The following is an 18,582-nucleotide window of genomic DNA, read 5'->3' on the forward strand; positions in this document are numbered from 1 at the left end:
TCTACGCCCCTGCCTTGGTGATGGCCGGTTCGTCGGTCAGGGTCGTGGTGTCCGGTACGTCGAGCTGGCCGGTCTCGTGGAATTCCAGCTGGCGTCGGCGGTTGGGGATGATGCCCTCGGGGCGGAAGCGCATCAGGAGGATGAGCGCGATGCCGAAGGCGAGGAGCGACTTGTCCTGGAGGGCGACGAGCTTCTCCGGGAGCAGGTAGAGCAGGGCGGCGCCGAGGAAGGGTCCGGAGACGGTGCCCATGCCGCCGAGGACGACGGCGGCGAGGAGGAACGCGGAGTTGGGCGGGGCCGCTCCGGCGAACTGGTACGGGTTGGGCACCACGCTGTAGGTGACGTGGGCGCTGACCGTGCCGGCGAGGCCGGCGAGGGTGGCGCCGAGGGCGAAGGCGATGAGCTTGACGCGGAAGCCGTTGATGCCCATGGCGGTGGCGGCGGTCTCGTCCTCGCGGATGGCGATCCAGGATCGGCCGATGCGGGAGTCGGAGGCGCGGCGGTAGATCGTGACCACGAGCGCCATGATCAGGACCATGAGCAGGTAGTAGTTGGCGAACCGGCCGATGGTGAATCCGGCGATGTCGTGGTTGTCCCCGAAGTTGAAGCCGAAGAACGACAGGTCGGGGATGGACGGGATGCCGTTGGGGCCGTTGGTGATGTCCGGGCCGGAGACGCCGTCCATGTTGTTGACGGCGATGCGGAAGATCTCTCCGAAGCCGAGGGTCACGATGGCGAGGTAGTCGCCGCGCAGGCGCAGGGTCGGGGCGCCGATGAGGACGCCGAAGACCAGGCTGGCGGCGGCGCCGGTGAGGGCGGCGGCCCAGAAGGGGAACTGGACGCCGGAGAACTTGGAGAACTCGGAGCCGGAGACCAGGGCGGCGGTGTAGGCGCCGACGCCGAGGAATGCGACGTAGCCGAGGTCGAGGAGTCCGGCGAGGCCGACGACGATGTTGAGGCCGAGGGCGACGGTGCCGAAGATCAGGATGTTGACGCCGAGGTTGGCGTAGTGGTCGTTGGTCTGGGTGAACGGGAAGCCGATCGCGGCGACGAAGCCCATGGCGAGGGCGAAGCTGCGGTTGGTGGCCGTGAGGTGGCTGAACCGGTCGAAGAGGCCGGCGCTGTGCAGTGCCCAGGAGGTGAAGACGACCACGATGAGGAAGCCGACGAAGAGCTCGTCCTCGGCGTCGATGCCGTAGGCGAAGACGGTGAGGGCGAGGGCGGCGACGATCGTGATGATCAGTCGCTGGATCCAGGGTGCGGTGGCCTGGGGGGCCGGGATGCCGTCGGGCTTGGCGATGTACGCCTTGAGCGCTTCCTTGGTGGTGTCGGTGGCGTCCTGCGGGAGGGCGAGGGCGCCGATGACGGGGAGCAGGGAGGCGACGGCGGCGATGTAGGTGCCGGGTTCCCAGTTGACGATTCCGCCGAGTTTGGCGGCGATCGCGATGACCGTGTACCAGGTGACGGCGAAGCCGCCGAGGGCGGTGAGGACGAGGGGCGCGTTGTTGCGGGCGGGCAGGAGCCAGCCGAGTCCTCGGATGCCGTAGGAGGCGAGGGCGAACAGCGCGGTGAGGAGGCCTGCGACGAGGGTGAGGACCTGGAGGCCGCCGGGGTAGCCGTTGACGGTGAGGTCGCCGGGGAAGTCGGAGGTCCAGGTCCAGCGCAGGAAGGTGGAGGCGGTGGTGGCGATGCCGCCGACCAGGAGGAGGGCGCGGGCGGCTGCGAGGGGCAGCGGGATGAGGCCGCGCTGTTCCGCGGGGGCGGCGGCCGGCGTCTTGGGGGTCTCGGTCGTGTCGGTCATGTGATCACGCCCTGTCCGCGACGCGTTCGCCGAGCAGACCCTGTGGCCTGAACAGCAGTACGAGGATGAGGAGACAGAAAGCCCAGACGTTGGCCCAGCTGGAGCCGCCGAGCTGTTCCATGCCGGGGATCTTGCTGATGTAGGCGGAGGCGAGGGTCTCGGCGACGCCGAGGACGACTCCGCCGAGCATGGCGCCGTAGATGTTGCCGATGCCGCCCATGACCGCCGCGGTGAAGGCCTTGAGGCCCATCAGGAAGCCCATGCGGTAGTCGATGTTGCCGTACTTGAGGCCGTAGGAGACGGCTGCTACGGCGGCGAAGAAGCCGCCGATGGCGAACGCTATGACGATGATGCGGTTGGTGTCGATGCCCATGAGCTGGGCGGTGTCCGGGTCCTGCGCGGTGGCCTGCATGGCGCGGCCGGTGCGGCTCTTGCGGACGAACCAGGCGAGGCCCGACATGCAGATGACGGCGGCGATGACCAGGAAGATGTCGGCGTCGGAGATGGTGACGGAGCCGATGTCGTGGTTGCCGTCGAGGCTCGGGAAGGAGCGGGCCTTGTCGGCGCCCGGGTAGAAGTTCCGGACGAGTTCCTGCAGTGACAGGGAGAGGCCGATGGCGGTGATCAGGGGCGCCAGTCGTGGTGCTTGCCGCAGGGGGCGATAGGCGAATCGTTCGGCCCCTACCGCGACGAGGACGGAGACGATTCCGCCGCCGATCAGCATGAGTGGTACGGCGACCACCATCGAGGTGCCGTCGGGCAGGATGTAGGCGTAGACCGTGAGGGCACCGAAGGCCCCGGTCATGAAGATCTCGCCGTGCGCGAAGTTGATGAGCTGGACGATGCCGTACACCATCGTGTAGCCGATGGCGATCAGCCCGTACATCGAGCCTAGGAGCAGCCCGTTGGCCAGCTGCTGCGGCAGGGTGTTCACCGCGTGGCCTCCATTGTCGCTGGGGTCGTGTGCACAGATCGCGTGCCTGGGGGTGGGGGTGTGACAACGGGCCGCGCGGTCGGGATCCTCCTTCCGCGCGGCCCGTGGTGCGGTGGTGCTGGAGCTGAGATCAGCTGCCGTTGAAGGTGCCGGTCTTCACGGCCTTCCAGGCGCCGTTGGTGACCTGGTAGACGGTGAGCTGCTTGTTGGTGGTGTCGCCGTACTCGTCGAACGCGACCTTGCCGGAGATGCCCTCGAAGTCGGACTTCTGGACGGCGTCGACGACCTTGGAGCGGAGGTCGTTGCTGGCGGGGAGCTTGTCGCCGTTGGCGTCCTTGACGGCCTTCACTGCCTTGATGATGGCGGTGGCGGCGTCGTAGGCGTAGGCGCCGTAGGCGCCGTAGTCACCCTTGTAGCCCTTGGCCTTGTAGGTCGCGATGAACTGCTTGGCGGCGGGCAGCGTGTCGGCGGGGACACCGACGGAGGTGGCGAGGTCGCCCTCGGCGGCCGCGCCGGCGGTCTGGATGTAGGTGGTGGCGAACATGCCGTCACCGCCGAACAGCGGGATCTTGACGCCGGCGCCCTTGAGCTGCTTGGTGATCTTCTCCGACTCGTCGTACTGGCCGCCGTAGTAGAGCAGGTCGGCGCCGGAGTTCTTGATCTTGGTGACGAGCGAGCTGAAGTCGGTGTCGCCGGTGTTGACGTGGTCGGTGCCCGCGATGGAGCCGCCGAGCTTCTTGAAGGCGCTGTTGAAGATCCCGGCCAGGCCGGCGCCGTAGGTCTGCTTGTCGTCGACGACGAAGGCCTTCTTCTTCTTGAGGCCGTTGTACGCGTAGTCGGCGGCGAACGCACCCTGGAGGGCGTCGGTGGTGGCGGTGCGGAAGTACGTCTTGTACGGCCGCGTCTTGGTGGTCGCCCAGTCCTTGCCCTGGGTCAGGGCCGGGTTGGTGTTCGAGGGGGAGATCTCGACCATGTTGGCCGAGGCGAACACCTGCTGCATCGACTGGGCGACGCCGGAGTTCAGCGGGCCGACGGCGCCGACAACGTTGCTGTCGCCGGTGAAGGCGGTGGCGTTGGACTGGCCGGTGGCGGGCTGCGCCTTGTCGTCCAGGGCCTTGAGCTTGAACTTGACGCCGGGGACCCAGTTGTTCTTGTTGGCGTCGTCGACGGCGATCTGGACGCCGTACTGGATGCCGAGGCCGGTGGTGGAGTTCTCACCGGACAGGGGAGCGTCGACGCCGATCGTCAGGGTGGTGGACCCACTGTCACTCTTGCTGCCGCTGTCCCGGGAACCGCAGGCGGTGAGGGTCAGAGCTCCGGTGGTGAGTACGGAGGTAAGAATCACCAGAGAACGCTGTCGCACAATCTGTCCTTTCCGCAGGCACAGTCGCCCGGGTGGGGGCGGAGGGTGCTGCGCTGGTACCGAACTCCCGATGGAGCGGTGACTGGCCGTGACTCTAAGCCCGGTGTGAGGGCATGAGCATCGTCGTGCGCTGGCTTGTGACTTTCTTGTTATGACGTGCCGGTTGGCGACCTTCGCGGAAGGTGGGTCTCAGCCGTTTTGGCGCAATTCCCTCTCAGTCCACATTTTGAGAACCTGCACTTCCGCTTGGCCGTGGGCCTGGCCTGGCGTTTGTCGTACCGCAGGCCCTGTGGAGGAGCTGGGAAAGGTCCTTGGAGTAGGAGGCGCCGAAGATGAAACTGTGGCGTTGTATTGCGCGCGTGTTACGCAGCGTTACGTCCAGAAAGGCGAGGTCCGCATTCAGGGGCAGTCCCGAACAGTCGGAAACCGAAATCTCCACGGTGACGCGGCGGGTCGCTCCGGTGCGCACGGTGAAGGACGGTTCCGGAACGGCCTCGGCGGTGAGTCCGTCGAAGGCGGCGCCGGTTACGCGCAGGGTGACGGGGGGTCCGCTGTCCACGGTGACCGCGAAGCGGAAGAAACCGGTCGTGGTGGGGGTGTCGGTGGTCTGGGCGAGTCCGACGTAGCGCCACTCGGTGATGTTCGCGGGCCACGGCGTGGGTGGCTGCGGGTCGCTCTGCCGGGAGGTGTGGACGGGCGGCAGGAGGACGGCTCCGACGCCCAGGGCGGCGACCGCGCCCGCCGCGAGCGCGGCTCTGCGGGTGCGCGGCGACAGGGCGTGCCAACGGTCCGTCAGATGGGGCGGATCGCCGCCGATGACTTCGTAACTCCCGTTCGTCTCCGGCGAGTCGACGGATTCGACGGGCCCGATACCGCTCATGCCGACAGCCTCATGGGAAAACGGTAGGGGAGTGGACGGGGGTGCGGAAGACGGAGTCCGGCCCACCGCCCCCGACGGGGTGAGGGACCGGCGGGATCAGCTCGCGGCGCCCGCGGGGATCCCGTCTCCCGGCTTCACGTCCCGCAGCAGACAGGTCAGCCGTGCACTGCACACCCGTCGCCCCTCCTCGTCACTGATCACGATCTCGTACGTCGCCGTCGAGCGGCCCCGGTGCACGGGGGTGGCCACTCCGGTGACCAGGCCGGAGCGGGCGCCGCGGTGGTGCGTGCAGTTCAGGTCGACGCCGACGGCGATCTTCGAGCTGCCGCCGTGCAGCATGGCCCCGAGCGAGCCCAGGGTCTCGGCCAGTACGGCGGACGCGCCGCCGTGCAGCAGTCCGTAGGGCTGGGTGTTCCCCTCGACCGGCATGGTCCCGACGACGCGCTCGGCGGACGCCTCCACGATCTCCACGCCCATGCGCGTGCCGAGGTGGCCCGCCGAGAACAGGGCGACCAGGTCGATGCCGAGTGCCGAGTACTCGTCGATGACGTCCTGCGGGAACTTCCCTCGCTGCTGCTCGCCCATGGGACCGGACTCCGTTCGTCTTTCGCCTGACTGGATGGACCTGACGGTCGGCTGAGCAAACGCTCAGTCGGTCGCCGATTGTTCCAGACGTACGACGACGGACTTGCTGGCCGGGGTGTTGCTGGTGTCCGCGGTGGCGTCCAGCGGGACGAGGACGTTGGTCTCGGGGTAGTAGGCGGCGGCGCAGCCCCGCGCGGTCGGGTAGTGCACCACCCGGAAGCCGGGCGCCCGCCGCGCCACACCGTCCTTCCACTCGCCGACCAGATCGACGTACGACCCGTCGGCGATGCCGAGCCGGGCAGCGTCGTCGGGGTGGACCATGACGACCCGGCGGCCGTTCTTGATGCCCCGGTAGCGGTCGTCGAGGCCGTAGATCGTGGTGTTGTACTGGTCGTGCGAGCGCAGCGTCTGCAACAGCAGGCGCCCTTCGGGGAGTTCGGGGTATTCGACGGGCGCGGCGGTGAAGTTGGCCTTTCCGGTGGCCGTGGGGAAGCGGCGCTCGTCGCGCGGGGCGTGCGGCAGGGCGAAGCCGCCGGGGTGGGCGACCCGCTCGTTGAAGTCCTGGAAACCGGGAATCACGCGCGCGATGCGGTCGCGGATCGTCCCGTAGTCCTTCTCGAACTCCTCCCAGGGGGTGCGGGATTCGGCGCCGAGGACGCGGCGGGCGAGGCGGCACACGATGGCCGGCTCGGACAGCAGCCGGCTGCTCGCGGGCTCCAGCCGGCCGCGCGAGGCGTGCACCATGCCCATCGAGTCCTCGACGGTGACGAACTGCTCGCCGCCGCCCTGGAGATCGCGCTCGGTACGGCCCAGGGTGGGCAGGATCAGGGCACGCGCGCCCGTGACGGCGTGCGAGCGGTTGAGCTTCGTCGACACGTGCACGGTGAGGCTGGCGCGCCGCATGGCCGCCTCGGTGACCTCGGTGTCGGGGGAGGCGGCCACGAAGTTGCCGCCCATCGCGAAGAACACCTTCGCATCGCCGTCGCGCAGGGCGCGGATCGCGGCGACCACGTCGTAGCCGTGCTCGCGCGGCGGGGCGAAGCCGAACTCCTTCTCCAGGGCGTCCAGGAAGGCGGGCGCGGGGCGCTCGAAGATGCCCATGGTGCGGTCGCCCTGCACGTTGCTGTGGCCGCGCACCGGGCACACACCCGCGCCCGGGCGGCCGATGTTGCCGCGCAGCAGAAGGAAGTTGACGACCTCGCGGATCGTCGGCACGGAGTGCTTGTGCTGGGTGAGGCCCATCGCCCAGCACACGATGGTGCGCTCGGAGGCGAGCACCATCTCCAGGGCCTTCTCGATCTCCGGGCGGGTCAGCCCGGTCGCGAGCAGCGTCTCGTCCCAGTCGGCCTCCCGCGCGGCGGCCGCGAACTCCTCGTAGCCGTGCGTGTGTTCGTCGACGAAGGCCTGGTCGACCGCGCCCTCCGTCTCCAGGATGAGCTTGTTGAGGAGGCGGAAGAGGGCCTGGTCGCCGCCGATGCGGATCTGGAGGAACAGGTCGGTGAGGGCGGCGCCCTTGAGCATGCCCTGCGGGGTCTGCGGGTTCTTGAACTTCTCCAGGCCCGCCTCGGGCAGCGGGTTGACGCTGATGATCTTCGCGCCGTTGGCCTTGGCCTTCTCCAGGGCGGAGAGCATGCGCGGATGGTTGGTGCCCGGGTTCTGGCCGGCGACGACGATCAGGTCCGCCTTGTAGAGGTCCTCAAGCAGGACGCTGCCCTTGCCGATGCCGATCGTCTCGCTCAGAGCGGAACCCGACGACTCGTGGCACATGTTCGAGCAGTCCGGCAGGTTGTTGGTGCCCAGCTCCCGCGCGAACAGCTGGTACAGGAACGCGGCCTCGTTGCTGGTGCGGCCCGAGGTGTAGAACAGCGCCTCGTCGGGCGAGCCGAGGGCGGCGATCTCCTCCGCGACGATGTCGAACGCCCGCTCCCAGGTGACCGGTTCGTAGCGCTCGGCCCCTTCGGGGAGATACATGGGGTGCGTGAGCCGGCCCTGCTGGCCCAGCCAGTAACCGCTGCGGGTCGCGAGATCGGCCACCGGATGGGCGGCGAAGAACTCGGGGGTCACCCGGCGCAGGGTGGCCTCCTCGGCGACCGCCTTCGCGCCGTTCTCGCAGAACTCCGCCGCGTGCCGGTGGTCCGGCTCCGGCCAGGCGCAGCCCGGGCAGTCGAAGCCGTTCTTCTGGTTCACCCGCAGCAGCGTCAGCGCGGTGCGCTTCACACCCATCTGCTGCTGGGCGATACGCAGCGTGTGCCCGATCGCCGGGAGGCCGGCTGCGGCATGCTTCGGCTCGGTGACCTGCGGCGCGTCCTGGACCGGATCGCCCTGGGGCGGCTTCGTGGCCATCGCGGGCCCTCCTTCGCTGGCACATGTGCTCTACATCTCCGATCCTCGCACGCGGCAGTGACAGCGCCGAGGGCGGTTCGTGGGCTCTATGTTTTCGGCGTGTGTGCGGGGCGAGGTGTGGGGCGGAGTGGGTTTCTCCGGTTCCTTGCTGCTGCGAGTGGTGCCGGTCGGTGCGATCCGCCGGGCGGCGGGCCGGGGAGTGTCCGCCCGGGTCTTCTGCGGCGACCGCCTGGGCCTCCTGCGGCGACCGTCCGGATCTTCTACGGCGATGGTGGCCTCGCACGCGTGCGAGGCCTTCCACGCGGCCACGGGGACCGGTTCCCGTGCGACCGTCGCCGCGACGGGACGTGACGCGACGGGCCACACCGCCCCCGCCCTACGCGGGTTTCCTCCGTTTCCTCTGTTTCCTCCGTCACCACGGTCTCCGCACCGCGGGCCGCGCCGGATCGGCCGCCGCTCCCGCTGTCGCGGCGGCAACCACCGTCCCGCCCACGCCTCCCGTTCACCCTCGCCCGACCTTCGTTCGTCGCGGCCACGGCCTCCGACGCGGCGGCTGTGACTCCGACTGTCAGTGGGGCGTGGCAGGATCGGGGTCGTGGCAGAGACAGCATCGAAGAAGACCGACAAGACCTCCGGCGGAGACCGTCCACGGCTGATGCTGATGGACGGGCACTCGCTGGCCTACCGCGCGTTCTTCGCGCTGCCCGCGGAGAACTTCACGACCGCGACGGGCCAGCCGACGAACGCGATCTACGGCTTCGCGTCGATGCTGGCCAACACCTTGCGGGACGAGGCGCCCACGCACTTCGCGGTGGCCTTCGACGTGTCCCGCAAGACCTGGCGCTCCGAGGAGTTCACCGAGTACAAGGCGAACCGCTCCAAGACCCCGGACGAGTTCAAGGGCCAGGTCGAGTTGATCGGCGAGCTGCTCGACGCGATGCACGTCTCCCGGTTCGCGGTCGACGGCTTCGAGGCCGACGACGTCATCGCCACGCTCGCCACCCAGGCCGAGGCCGAGGGCTTCGACGTGCTGATCGTCACCGGCGACCGGGACTCCTTCCAGCTGGTGTCCGACCACACCACGGTGCTCTACCCGACGAAGGGCGTCTCCGAGCTGACCCGGTTCACTCCGGAGAAGGTCGTCGAGAAGTACGGGTTGACGCCCGCCCAGTACCCCGACTTCGCGGCCCTGCGCGGCGACCCGTCCGACAACCTCCCCGGCATCCCCGGCGTCGGCGAGAAGACCGCCGCGAAGTGGATCAACCAGTTCGGTTCCTTCGCCGAGTTGGTCGAGCGCGTCGACGAGGTCAAGGGCAAGGCCGGGCAGAACCTCCGCGACCACCTGGACGCGGTCAAGCTCAACCGCCGCCTCACCGAGATGGTCAAGGACGTCGAACTGCCCAGGACGGTCGTCGACCTGGAGCGCGCTCCCTACGACCGCACGGCCGTCGCGATGGTTCTCGACACCCTGGAGATCCGCAACCCCTCGCTGCGCGAGCGCCTGCTGGCCGTCGACCCGGGCAGCGAGGAGGCCGACGCGACCCCGCCCGCCGAGAGCGGTGTAGCGGTCGACGGCTCGGTCCTCGGCACCGGCGAACTGCCCGGCTGGCTCGCCGACTACGGCACCGAGCCCCTCGGCGTCGCCACCGTCGACACCTGGACCCTCGGCTCGGGTTCGGTCACCGAGGTCGCGCTCGCCACCGCCGGGGGAGCTGCCGCCTGGTTCGACCCCGCCGAGCTGGACGAGGGCGACGAGAACGCGTTCGCGGCCTGGCTGGCCGACGCCGACCGCCCCAAGGTGTTCCACAACGCCAAGGGCGCGATGCGGGTCTTCGCCGAGCACGGCTGGACCATCAACGGCATCACCATGGACACCGCGCTCGCCGCCTACCTGGTCAAGCCCGGCCGCCGCTCCTTCGACCTCGACGCGCTGTCCCTGGAGTACCTCGGCCGCGAGCTGGCCCCCGCCGCCACGGCCGACGGGCAGCTGGCCTTCGGCGCGGACGACGGCGCCGAGGCGGACGCCCTGATGGTGCAGGCCCGCGCGATCCTCGACCTGGGGGACGCCTTCGGGGAGCGCCTCGATGAGGTCGGCGCGGCGGACCTGCTGCGGGACATGGAGCTGCCCACCTCGATCCTGCTCGCCCGCCTGGAGCGGTACGGCATCGCGGCCGACAAGGCCCATCTCGAGGCCATGGAGCAGATGTTCGCCGGTGCCGTCCAGCAGGCGGTGAAGGAGGCGCACGCGGCGGCCGGACACGAGTTCAACCTCGGCTCGCCCAAGCAGCTCCAGGAAGTTCTCTTCGGCGAACTCGGCCTGCCCAAGACCAAGAAGACGAAGACCGGCTACACCACGGACGCGGACGCCCTGGCCTGGCTCGCCAACCAGACCGAGAACGAACTGCCGGTCATCATGCTCCGCCACCGCGAACAGGCGAAGCTGCGTGTCACCGTCGAGGGCCTGATCAAGACGATCGCGACGGACGGCCGCATCCACACCACGTTCAACCAGACGGTGGCGGCGACGGGACGTCTGTCGTCGACGGACCCGAACCTCCAGAACATCCCGGTCCGCACGGACGAGGGCAGGGCGATCCGCCGCGGCTTCGTGGTCGGCGAGGGCTTCGAGTCCCTCATGACCGCGGACTACAGCCAGATCGAACTCCGCGTGATGGCCCATCTCTCCGAGGACGAGGGCCTGTTGGAGGCGTTCACCTCCGGCGAGGACCTGCACACCACGGTCGCCTCCCAGGTGTTCTCCGTCGAGGGTTCCGCGGTCGACGCGGAGATGCGCCGCAAGATCAAGGCGATGTCCTACGGCCTCGCCTACGGACTCTCGGCGTTCGGCCTCTCCCAGCAGCTGAACATCGACGCGGGCGAGGCACGGGTCCTGATGGACACCTACTTCGAGCGCTTCGGCGGCGTACGGGACTATCTGCGCCGCGCGGTCGACGAGGCACGGGCCACGGGCTACACGGCAACCCTCTTCGGGCGCCGCCGCTACCTCCCCGACCTCAACAGCGACAACCGCCAACGCCGGGAAGCCGCCGAGCGGATGGCGTTGAACGCGCCGATCCAGGGCACCGCGGCCGACATCGTCAAGATGGCCATGCTCAAGGTCGACACCGCCCTGCGCGAGGCCGGCCTCAAGTCCCGCATGCTCCTCCAGGTCCACGACGAAATCGTCCTGGAGATCGCCCCCGGCGAACGAGCGGCCACGGAGGAACTGGTCCGCCACGAGATGGCGGGCGCGGTGCACCTCCGGGCACCGCTCGACGTCTCGGTGGGTGTGGGCCCGGACTGGGAGTCGGCGGCGCACTAGCCTGCGGCGGTGCGGCGGAGGGGTGCCCCGGGCGAGCTTTTCAACTCGGCCCGCTTCAGCTCTCCGCCGCAACGGCGAGCACGCGCGACGGCGTATCCCGGCGGTGCCGAACCCGCTCTCGCCCTTCCCCGGCAACGGAAACTTCCCGCACGACCCCCGCCCAACCCCTAACGGACCCGTCACCCGCGTGGCCCCCGCGGAGACGCCACCTGCCCCCGGTGACCGTAAGGATGCGGGCATGGGTATACGCATGCTCCATCGCCGGTCGGGCCGGGCGCGGACCCGGATACAGGCAGCGGGCGCCGCTGCCGCCCAGGTCACGCCCCGCCCGCCGGTCCCGGCCCTCGCCGCCGGCGCAAGCACCGCCCGCATCCCCGCCGACCTCGCCATGGCCGTCCGGCACACGGCCGCAGGCCTTCGGCACCGCCTCACGTTCCGGGACGAGACGGCCGTGGACCCCCGAGAACAGGCCAGACACCCGCAGGGGCCGGCCACCACGCCCACCGGCACCCCCGTGTGGCGGCTCTGGGCCGAGCTGGGCCGCAGCTATCTGGACCTCGTGCTCACCCGGCTGCCGAGGTCACGTTCCGTGCACACCATGACGGTGTTCATCGCGACCCCGCCGGACGGCTCCGCTCCGCGCTGACCCCGTCGGGCACTCCGGAGGCCGCCGGGCGCCACACCCGGACGCCCACCGCGTACAGCAGCACGCCCAGGACCAGCCCGGCGCCCGCCCCGAAGCACAGGGTCGGGATCAGGTCCCAGGCGCTCGCCGTCGAGCCCCAGTACGCCCACCAGTGCGACGCCCGCTCCACCGCCGCGACCAGCGCGCAGCCGCCGATGACGGCACCGGCCGCCCACCGGTCCCGCGCCGACAGCACGGGCACCCCGACCGGTGCGGTGGCCGGAACCCGTCGTAGCGCACGCACCAGGAACGCGGCGATCAGCAGCGCGCCGACCGCCGAACTGCCGTACTGGAGAGCCGAGAACAGCGGTCGGCCGCCCACCGTGCGGTCGAGGACGGGGAACAGCCGTACGCCCCACCGGTCGTGGTGCGTGAACGCGTCCCACACGACATGGGTCAGGCCGCCGAGCACCGCGGAGACGTACCACCACGCGGCCAGTGACGGGGTGGCACGCGCGCGTGGCGTGCCGCAGCGCAGCAGGGTCGCCGTCCGGGACCGGCGGGCGCGGGGGAGGAGCGCCACCAGGGGCTCGCGCAGCAGGAGCCACAGGGCGACCGTCGTCCAGGTGATGAGGACGTCGACGGTGAAGACGCCCGGGAAGGAATGCGTGACGTTGCCGAACTCCATCGCCCCCGGGGCCGCGCTCGCCGCGTAGTAGGTCATGTCGGGGGCGAAGGAACCCGCGATCAGCACCGCCGGTACCAGTCGGCCGCGCCCTGTGCCGTCGCCGCGCACGGCGGGCAGTACGGCGGCGGCATGACTCAAAGTGAACGGCAACAGGGGCTCCCCGTAGGAGTCATCGGCATATGGCCAGGTGGTGAATAACGGCCACCAACGGGTGCCCGTGCAAAGCAAGTTGTCGTAGGGTCGCCTGGGTCCCCGCGCGGGGCCCGCATGGCGGGCGGAGACGGAGAACAAGTACACACCATCCGATAACCACCACGAGGGCAACCTGCGGGGCGGCTCGACCGTCACAACAGGCGCAGAGGCAACAGACAAGGACGGGCGCTCGGGCGTCCCTGGGAGGGGTTCACTCCATGACGGCGCATTTCGGCAGGCGGCTGCGCAAGGGTGCGGCGACGACAGCGGTGGCCGCGGCAGCGGTCGCGGCACTGTCCGCGTCCCAGGCTCCGGCGGCGACCGGCGGCCACAGAACGCTCCCCGCCGGCCGGACCGCACTCGACGGGAGTGACGGAAGCACCGGTCGCAGCGCCACCGGAGACTCGCCGTACTACACGGACCTCCCGCCGCTGAGCAGCCCGAACCCCAGTACGAGCGCCAGTCAGTCGCCGTCCATAGGGACCCCGGTCTCGGTGGGCGAGGCCGAGGCGGGCATCCCCGCGACCGTCCTAGACGCCTACAAGAAGGCCGAGGCCGAACTCGCCACCTCCAAGCCCGGTTGCAACCTGCCCTGGCAACTCCTCGCCGCCATCGGCAAGGTGGAGTCGGGCCAGGCGCGCGGCGGCCAGGTCGACGCGAACGGCACCACGACCTCCAAGATCCTCGGCCCCGCGCTCGACGGCAACGGCTTCGCGCTCATCAGGGACACCGACAACGGCAAGTACGACGGCAACAGCGAGTACGACCAGGCCGTCGGGCCCATGCAGTTCATCCCGTCGACCTGGGCGTGGGCAGGCCGCGACGGCAACGGCGACGGGGTCAAGGACCCCAACAACGTCTACGACGCCGCACTCGCCGCCGGCCACTACCTCTGCCGCAACAACTGGAACCTGTCGACCGACGCGGGCCTGCGCAGCGCGATCCTCAGCTACAACAACTCGACGGACTACCTGAACACGGTCCTGTCGTGGCTGGAGTTCTACCGCAAGGGCACCCACTCGGTCCCGGACGGCACGGGCACCCTGCCCTCGGGCCGCAGCGATGACGGCTCGACGGCCAGCCCCTCGCCCTCGCCCTCCCCGTCGACTCCGACGACCTCGTCGCCGAGCCCCTCCACGCCGGCCACCCCGACGCCCACGCCGACCCCGACACCCACGCCGACCCCGACGGACACGGTGGCCAAGCTGGCGGACGCGGGTACGGCGAAGCTGACCGCGATGGCGGGCGACGCGTTCACCAAGACGATCAGCACCCGCGCCCAGACCTCGGCGGGCAAGGCCGTCGCCAAGGTCAAGATCCGGTTCACCGTCGTCGGGGACACCGACGCCACCTTCGCCGGCGGCGAGAAGGTCGCCACGGCCCAGACCAACAGCTCCGGCGTGGCCGTCGCCCCCGCCCTGCAAGCAGGCGAGACGACCGGTGACTTCACCGTCCGTGCCACCATCCTCGGCCGGACGATCGCCGCTCTCGACTACACGGCGAGCGTCACGCCCCGGGTCGCCGACACCCTCGTCCGCACCAGCACCACCGCGCTGACCTGCACCCCGGGCGGCGAGTTCGCCGACCAGGTCGAGGTGAAGGCCACCGAGGGCGGCGCGGTCGCCGACAAGGTCGCGGCCACCGCGACCCTCATCAAGGCGACCGACGACGCCACCGAGAACGACAAGGGCCCCTACTTCAAGGACGCCGACGGCAAGACCGTCCGCACCCTGACCGGCCTGGCCACGGACGCCGACGGCCTCCTGAAGCTGCCGAAGCTGTACGCGGACGACACCACCGGCACCTTCCTGCTCCGCATCACCACCACGGGCGGTGCGACCCTCACGGTCGAACTGACCGTGGCCGCGGCGACCGACACCTCCTCGCCCAGCCCGAGCGCCTCGGCCGACCCGAGCCCGTCGGCCTCGCCGAGCGCGTAGCCCCACCGCACGACCGCACCACGGCAGTCCGCACGACCGCACCACGAGGGCGCCCCTCCGCTTCGGCGGGCGGGCGCCCTCGTCGTGCCGGCCCCCAGTCCGTGTGCAACGTGTTCTCATCTCGCCCGCGCGTTGCTACGGTGCCCGACCTGACGACCTATCAGTTCCTGAATCCATTGGTTTCTGTCTGTCGGGAGGCCGGCATGCGTGCCCTGATCGCCGCCGCGACCGGACTGGTGCTCGCCTTCGCGCTGATCCTGACGATCACCGCGATGGGCTCGCCGATGGGGAAGACCTCCCCGAAACCGCTGCTGACGACGGTGCCCGCGCACCCGTAAACGCTTGCGCAAGCGTTTACGCAAGCGTTTGACCGCCCGGGAAGGAGGCCGAGATGCGCCGCAAGGCCAGCCTGATCCTGCTCGCCCTCGCCGTGTTCTTCACGGCGCTGTCCCCGCTGCTGCGCTGGTACGCCTTCCCGCGCCTGGCCAAGATCCCGGCGAACCAGTACCAGGACATGGTCCTGGAGGCGAAGAACGCCACCCTCCTCGACTACGGCACCATGCAGGCCAAGACGGTCCCCAAGGTCACCATCGTGCAGACCCTCAAGGGCAACGTGGAGGCCGCCAAGAAGATCGACAAGACGGCCGGCCGGGACGTCGTCGTCTGGGACGGCCTGTCCTACGTCCAGGGCCCCGACGGCAAGATGGTCTCCTCGATCCCCGAGCGCTACATCTTCGACGCGCACACCCAGGACCCCGTCCACGCCACCGGCGAGATGGTCGACGGCGACCCGGTGAAGCGGGACGGCATCGAGTTCAAGTGGCCGTTCCTGACCCAGAAACGGGACTACGAGTACTTCGACGCGCAGACCCGCACCACCAACCCCATCCACTACAAGGGCACCCAGAACTTCCGCGGCGTCAAGGTCTACTACTTCGAGCAGACCATCCCCTGGACCAAGGTCCCCTTCCCGAAGACGATGCCGGTCAAGGGCATCACCCCGGAGTCGGTCGCCAAGACGGGCACCACCCGCTGGTACACCACGGTCCGCAGGTTCTGGGTCGAACCCGTCACCGGGGCACCCGTCTACGGCGAGGAGATCCACAAGGAGGAACTGCGCGGCGGCACCCTCCTGGGCGGTCGCGCGAAGGTGACGGCGTTCGCCGGTGACGTGAAGATGCGCGAGGACTACATCAAGCACACCGTCGCCCTGGTGAAGTCCAACCGCACCCTCGTCCTGCTGATGGTCTCCTACCTCCCCTGGGGCTTCCTGTCCCTCGGCCTCGTCCTGCTGGCGCTCTCGCTCTACCTGGAGGCCCGCAGCAGGCGCCCCGGCGACCCCGCCCCCAGCGAGGTCCAGAAACCGGAACCGGTCACCGCCTGAGCCGCGCGTTGGTGAACCGCGTGGCCTCGGCGGTCGCCGGGTCCTCGGGCCACGGGTGCTTCGGATACCGCCCCCGCAACTCGGCCCGCACACCCCGGTACCCGTCCTTCCAGAAGGACGCGAGATCAGCGGTCACGGCGGCGGGCCGCCCGGCGGGCGACAGCAGATGCACGAGCACCGGCACCCCGGCAACCTTCGGCGACTCGTGGAGCCCGAACATCTCCTGCAACTTCACGGCCAGCACGGGCTGTTCGGGGTTCCCGTAGTCGATCCGGATCCTGGACCCGCTCGGTACGGCGATCCGTTCCGGCGCCAGCGCGTCGAGCCGTCCTGCATCCCCCGAGGCCCACGGCAGCAACCTCTGGAGTGCCTGCCCGGCCTCGATCCGTCCCAGATCACTCCGCCGTCGCGCCCGCCCCAACTCCGGCTCCAACCACTCGTCCACGCGCGCGTGCAGCGCCTCGTCGGACACGTCGGGCCACGGCGCCCCGACGTGTCTCCGCAGGAACGCCAGCCGCTGCCGCAGCACTTGGGCATCCGCCGACCACCGCAACAGCCCGAACCCCTCCTGCCGCAGCCCGTCGACAAGCGCCTCCCGTACGGCGACGGGGTCGGCGTCCTTGAGCGGCCGTACCGCCAACTCCACCGCCCCGAGCCGCTCGACGCGCCGGGCCACCACGTCGCCGCCGGCCCAGTGCACCTCGTCCACCTCGCTGAGCAGCGCACCGGCCGCGAACCGGGCGACGTCCTCGTCGACGACCGCCCCGAGCTGCACGCGCGCGTGCCCTTTGCCGATGGGCCGGTCGGCTGCGGCGACGGCGATCCAAGGGGCGCCGCGAAGGGGGCTGTTGTCGCCGAGTTCGGCACGGGTTCCGGAGACGAGGAGATACGAACCGCCGTCGGCCTTGGCGACACGCTCGGGGTAGGCGAGGGCGGCGACGAGGCCTACGAGGGCGTCGTCGCTGTTGTAACGGGTGGCCGGTCGGGAAATCTCCGCCCCCACGGCCCGCAGCCGCCGAACCTCCGCACGCCACCGCCCGGAGTAAGCGTCACCCCCACGCCGGGCACGCCGCAAAGCAGACGCAAGATCATCGCCGTACTCCCGCGGAGCCTCCTCACTGAGCAGCGCGACAACCTCCGCGCCCGCCGCCCCCGTGTCCAACAACGCCCGCCCCAGCCGGGGATGCAACCCCAGCCGAGCCAACTGTCCACCCCGGGACGTGGCCCGCCCGTCGGAGTCGACCGCGCCCACGGCGGTCAGTACGCCCCGCGCCGCCGCCATCGCCCCGGCCGGAGGGGTGTCGAGCAACGCCAGCCCCGACGCCTCAGGATCGCCCCAGCAGGCCGCCTGGAGGGCGAACGCGGTCAGGTCGGCCACCTTGATCTCCGGCGCCGGGAAACGCGGCAGACGCGCGTCCTCGGCCTCCGCCCAGCACCGGTACACCGCCCCCGGTGCCTCGCGCCCGGCCCGCCCCGCGCGCTGCCGCCCGGCCGCCTGCGAGGCCCGTACCGTCGCGAGCGCGCTGAGCCCGCGCGCGTGATCGACCCGTGGCTCCCGCGCCAGCCCGGAGTCCACGACCACTCGCACGCCGGGAACCGTCAGCGAGGACTCCGCCACGGACGTGGCCAGCACCACCCGCCGTCGCGCCCCCGGAGACAGCACCGCGTCCTGTACGGCAGCCGGCGCCCGCCCGTGCACCTGGAGCACCTCGACGTCACCGATGTCCCCCAACTGCCCGGCGACACGGGCGATCTCACCCACGCCGGGCAGGAAACACAGCACGTCCCCGTCCCGCTCGGCCAGCGCCCGCCGCACCACCGACGCCACGTGCGTGAGCAGCGCCGGGTCCACGCGCATCCCGTGCGGCGGCCGTACGGGCCGTACCGGGGGCGTCCACACGACCTCCACCGGGTACGCGACACCCTCCGCCTCGACCACCGGCGCATCGCCCAACAGCCGGGCCCAGCCCTGCGCGTCGGTGGTCGCGGACGCCGCGAGCAGACGCAACTCGGGCCGCAGCGCCTCCCGTACGTCGACCAGGAAGGCGGCCACGGTGTCCGCGTCCAGGTGCCGTTCGTGGCACTCGTCCAGGACCACGGCGTCGACGCCCGTCAACTCCTGGTCCCGTTGCAGGCGTTGGAGCAGCACTCCGGTCGTGACGACCTCCACGCGCCCGTGCCGCCCCACGACCCGCTCGCCGCGCACGGTGTAGCCGACGCTCTCCCCGACCTTCTCGCCCAGCAGCCAGGCCATCCGCCGGGCCGCCGCCCGCGCCGCGATCCGCCGCGGCTCGGCGACGACCACCCGCCGCGCGGGCCCCTCGTTCTCCTTGCCGAGCAGCCCGGCAAGCGCGAGCGGCACCAACGTCGTCTTGCCGGTACCTGGCGGCGCGACGAGCACGGCGGCACCGCCCGCCTCCAGGGCCGCGTCGAGTCCGGGCAGGGCGCTTCGGACGGGCAGCGCGTCGAGGGCGTCGTAGCGGATCACGCCCCCAGTGTCGTACGGCTTCCGGAACGGCCTCTAC

Annotated in this window: 13 protein-coding genes; 5 read left to right on the forward strand and 8 right to left on the reverse strand. The window is 70.5% G+C overall.

Annotated features, from left to right (window positions below):
• Window position 1 precedes the first annotated feature (1 nt).
• From ACQHII_RS35490 to ACQHII_RS35515, 6 genes are all read right to left on the reverse strand, one after another.
• Window positions 2–1,801, reverse strand: a complete 1,800-nt coding sequence (locus tag ACQHII_RS35490) for a branched-chain amino acid ABC transporter permease (protein ID WP_427923101.1) — start codon at window positions 1,799–1,801, stop codon at window positions 2–4.
• A 4-nt stretch (window positions 1,802–1,805) separates the two neighbouring features.
• A complete protein-coding gene (locus tag ACQHII_RS35495; protein ID WP_362980042.1) occupies window positions 1,806–2,735 on the reverse strand; it encodes a branched-chain amino acid ABC transporter permease in 930 nt (309 codons plus the stop codon).
• Window positions 2,736–2,865: 130 nt separating this feature from the next.
• Complete coding sequence (locus tag ACQHII_RS35500; RefSeq protein ID WP_427925482.1) at window positions 2,866–4,083, reverse strand: branched-chain amino acid ABC transporter substrate-binding protein; 1,218 nt, start codon at window positions 4,081–4,083, stop codon at window positions 2,866–2,868.
• A 229-nt stretch (window positions 4,084–4,312) separates the two neighbouring features.
• Window positions 4,313–4,978, reverse strand: coding sequence for a hypothetical protein (locus ACQHII_RS35505; RefSeq protein ID WP_427923102.1), 666 nt, complete (start codon window positions 4,976–4,978; stop codon window positions 4,313–4,315).
• A gap of 96 nt (window positions 4,979–5,074) precedes the next feature.
• Window positions 5,075–5,563 carry a PaaI family thioesterase gene (locus ACQHII_RS35510; protein ID WP_427923103.1) on the reverse strand — a complete coding sequence of 163 codons (489 nt, stop codon included), beginning with the start codon at window positions 5,561–5,563 and terminating at the stop codon, window positions 5,075–5,077.
• 63 nt (window positions 5,564–5,626) lie between these two features.
• A complete protein-coding gene (locus ACQHII_RS35515) occupies window positions 5,627–7,906 on the reverse strand; it encodes an FdhF/YdeP family oxidoreductase (protein WP_427923104.1) in 2,280 nt (759 codons plus the stop codon).
• 595 nt (window positions 7,907–8,501) lie between these two features.
• On the opposite strand from ACQHII_RS35515, the gene polA reads away from it, so the two are divergent.
• Window positions 8,502–11,228 carry a DNA polymerase I gene (gene polA, locus ACQHII_RS35520; RefSeq protein ID WP_427923105.1) on the forward strand — a complete coding sequence of 909 codons (2,727 nt, stop codon included), beginning with the start codon at window positions 8,502–8,504 and terminating at the stop codon, window positions 11,226–11,228.
• A 238-nt stretch (window positions 11,229–11,466) separates the two neighbouring features.
• Entirely contained in the window at window positions 11,467–11,874 is a 408-nt protein-coding gene (locus ACQHII_RS35525) for a hypothetical protein (protein WP_427923106.1), read from the forward strand.
• Here ACQHII_RS35525 and ACQHII_RS35530 read toward each other — a convergent pair.
• The gene (locus tag ACQHII_RS35530; RefSeq protein WP_427923107.1) at window positions 11,837–12,691 is read right to left on the reverse strand and encodes a DUF4184 family protein; all 855 of its coding nucleotides are present in this window, start codon (window positions 12,689–12,691) and stop codon (window positions 11,837–11,839) included. The genes ACQHII_RS35525 and ACQHII_RS35530 overlap by 38 nt on opposite strands.
• A gap of 260 nt (window positions 12,692–12,951) precedes the next feature.
• Between ACQHII_RS35530 and ACQHII_RS35535 the strand changes: the two genes are divergently transcribed.
• The 3 genes from ACQHII_RS35535 (at window position 12,952) to ACQHII_RS35545 (ending at window position 16,057) form a co-directional block, all read left to right on the forward strand.
• A complete protein-coding gene (locus tag ACQHII_RS35535; RefSeq protein WP_427923108.1) occupies window positions 12,952–14,673 on the forward strand; it encodes a lytic transglycosylase domain-containing protein in 1,722 nt (573 codons plus the stop codon).
• Between the two features lie 203 nt (window positions 14,674–14,876).
• On the forward strand, window positions 14,877–15,011 hold the full coding sequence (locus ACQHII_RS35540; protein WP_106417094.1) for an SPW_0924 family protein: 135 nt from the start codon (window positions 14,877–14,879) through the stop codon (window positions 15,009–15,011).
• 53 nt (window positions 15,012–15,064) lie between these two features.
• Window positions 15,065–16,057, forward strand: coding sequence for a DUF3068 domain-containing protein (locus ACQHII_RS35545; protein WP_427923109.1), 993 nt, complete (start codon window positions 15,065–15,067; stop codon window positions 16,055–16,057).
• Here the strand turns inward: ACQHII_RS35545 and hrpB are convergent.
• Complete coding sequence (gene hrpB, locus ACQHII_RS35550) at window positions 16,047–18,545, reverse strand: ATP-dependent helicase HrpB (protein WP_427923110.1); 2,499 nt, start codon at window positions 18,543–18,545, stop codon at window positions 16,047–16,049. The two genes, ACQHII_RS35545 and hrpB, sit on opposite strands and share 11 nt — an antisense overlap.
• Window positions 18,546–18,582: the final 37 nt, after the last annotated feature.

It is taken from the genome of Streptomyces sp. cg40, from assembly GCF_050320165.1.
Classification (GTDB): Bacteria; Actinomycetota; Actinomycetes; order Streptomycetales; family Streptomycetaceae; genus Streptomyces; species Streptomyces hokutonensis.